This window comes from Candidatus Methylomirabilota bacterium, from assembly GCA_035936835.1.
Lineage (GTDB): Bacteria > Methylomirabilota > Methylomirabilia > Rokubacteriales > CSP1-6 > AR37.
The window spans coordinates 1-2,441 of the sequence record DASYVT010000118.1 but is presented as its reverse complement, the minus strand read 5'-3'; the positions used below and the strand labels follow the sequence as shown (position 1 = coordinate 2,441).

The 2,441-nt window shown below is 68.6% G+C and carries 4 protein-coding genes; all 4 read right to left on the bottom strand.

The annotated features are described in order from the left end of the window. Positions 1-142 precede the first annotated feature (142 nt). Complete coding sequence (locus VGV06_09445; protein HEV2055383.1) at positions 143-994, bottom strand: DUF1932 domain-containing protein; 852 nt, start codon at positions 992-994, stop codon at positions 143-145. Further along, positions 991-1,251, bottom strand: coding sequence for a hypothetical protein (locus VGV06_09440; GenBank protein HEV2055382.1), 261 nt, complete (start codon positions 1,249-1,251; stop codon positions 991-993). The genes VGV06_09445 and VGV06_09440 overlap by 4 nt, the downstream gene beginning before the upstream one ends. Positions 1,252-1,307: 56 nt before the next feature. Next, the gene (locus VGV06_09435; GenBank protein ID HEV2055381.1) at positions 1,308-2,087 is read right to left on the bottom strand and encodes a class II aldolase/adducin family protein; all 780 of its coding nucleotides are present in this window, start codon (positions 2,085-2,087) and stop codon (positions 1,308-1,310) included. Positions 2,088-2,157: 70 nt separating this feature from the next. Then, a partial coding sequence (locus VGV06_09430) for an ABC transporter substrate binding protein (GenBank protein ID HEV2055380.1) occupies positions 2,158-2,441 on the bottom strand: 284 nt, incomplete at its 5' end.

The following is a 2,441-nucleotide window of genomic DNA, read 5'->3' as shown; positions in this document are numbered from 1 at the left end:
TCGCCCAGCGCGAAATTGATCATGCGGGACGCCTTGTACACAACCACGAAGGCGAGGGCGATCGGGGCGTAGACCACACCGGCCAGCACCCCATCCACGAAAAGGGAAACGAAGAACAGCACGTTCGCTCCCCCGTCGGCGGTCAGTCGCGAGGCCGTCCCGCCAGCGCCTTCGCGACCTCCGCCACGGACGGCATAGCGGGCGCGTCCTTGTAGCCGGCGAGAGACTCGTAGATCTCCCCGGCGGCCCGAAAGAAGCCGTCGGGAAGCCCGGCGTCATCGAACGTCGCCGCGATCTCCGCCATCTCACCCGTGAATCGCCAAGCCTTCCGCGCGGTCTCGCCGGCCGCGCGCTCGGAGCGGGCTCCAAGCTCCGGCTGGCTCCGCGCCCACTCGTCCAGCAGCGCCTGGTCCACACCGGCCCGGATCGCCAGCGCCCGGATGCTCACGAGGAGCGCCGCCGTGCCCTTCGTGTACGCGGCATAGGCCATCTTGAGCGCGGAAGCCGCGCCGGGTCCGCCGTCGAGCGCGATGGCCTCAAGGGGCCCCTGAGCGAACAGGCGGACGACCCGCCCGGCCTGCTCACCCGAGAGATACAAGCGCGTGGTGCCCCGCGCGCGGGCCGGAGGCCCGATGATGCCGCCGTCCACGAAGGTGGCGCCGCCGCGCTCGATGATCCGGCCGATTTCCCGCGCGGTCCCCGGTGAGATGGCGTTCCCGTCTACGTAGACGCCGGAGAAGGCCTGGGCCGCCACCGCGCGCGCAAGATCGAGGGCCGAATGTGGCGGGCAGACCGAGAGAATCACGCCGCTGGCGGCGCAGAGCAACACGAGCGTCTTGGCGTCCTCGAGCCCGGCCGCGGCGGCGCGCTCCCGGGTCTGCGCGCTCCGCCCCTCGGAGGCCCACAGCACGCGCGAACCGTCGGCGCGCGCCGAGGCGCCGACCGTGACCCCCATCTCTCCCGGGTGCAGGACGCCGATCGTGTGGCTGGTCATCGGGCTCGCTCCTCCTGCCAGAGCAGGTCGCAGAACGCATGGAAACGCAGGATCTGGCCGCCGGGGAGGTAGTACGACAGCTGGGGTCCCGGCTCCCCGCAGATGGCGCACGACTCCAGGTCGACCGTGCCGACGTGGACCTGCGCCGGCACGCCCAGCCCGCTCTCGCTCACGAGTGAGCTATCGGCCAAGGTCGGCGGGAGCGCGCCTGCCGCCATCAACTCCCGGATCTTCTCGCGGATTTCGCGCTCGTTCATCTCGTCACCGGCGTGAGTGGGCCTGCGCCCGGCGCGGTCCCCGGCGGCGCGGCCTCTCAGGTCCGGTACGAAGGATCGAGGCGATCGAGGCGCCGGAGCAAACCCGGCCACACGAGGGCGCCCCTGCCGCCGCCCGGCCTCTCGGTCTTCATCATCCGTGAATAGGAGTCGTCGAGGACCTCCTTGGGGACCGGGATCAGCTCGCCGCCGCCCGATTGCGCGCGCACCTGGATGGCGCAGGAGGTCTCGAGGTAGTACATGGAGACGAACGCCTCGGCAGCCGTCTCGCCCACGGTCAAGAGCCCGTGGTTTCTCAGGATGAGCGAGGTCTTGTCGCCGAGGTCCGCCACGAGACGCGGCTTCTCGTCGTCACGCAGCGCCGGGCCCTCGAAGTCGTGGTAGCCCAGGCTCGCCAGCACCGAGATCGAATGCTGCGAGATGGGGAGCAGCCCCGCCCGCTGCGTCGAGATGGCCACGCCGTTGAGCGTATGCGTGTGCAGGACAAACTTGGCGTCGTGTCTAGCTGCGTGGATGGCGCTGTGAATCACGAAGCCCGCGGGGTTGACGGAGAACGGCGAGTCCTGGAGCTTCTGCCCCTGCTGATCGATCTTGACCAGGCTCGAGGCCGTCATCTCGTCGAAGAAGACGCCGTACGGGTTGATCAGGAACTGGTCCTGCGTGCCCGGCACCCGGGCCGTGATGTGCGTGAACACCAGGTCCTCCCAGCCGTAGCGCGCCACGAGCCGGTAGCAGGCGGCGAGGTCCACCCGCACCGCCCACTCTTCGGGCGAGACCTTGTCCCGCAGCGACGGGATGTCGAGGGCTGGGTCAGTCATGGGAACCGCCTCCTGTCGATGGGTTCGGAGCACTCACGCCTGGCGCAACGAAGCGTACTGTAGCACATCGCTACTGGATTATCTGATCCGCCCGCAGCATCAGCGACTGCGGGATCGTCAGGTCAAGCGCCTTAGCCGTCTTGAGGTTGATGACCAGCTCGAACTTGGTAGGTTGTTCAACCGGAAGATCGGCCGGTTTCGCGCCCTTGAGAATCCTGTCGACGTAGGTGGCGGCGCGCCGATACAAATCAGGACCGTTCGCTCCATAGGACATCAGGCCCCCGGCATCGACAAAGTCCCTCGAGAAGTACACTGCCGGCAGCCGGTTCTTGGCCGCCAGGTCCACGAGGCGTC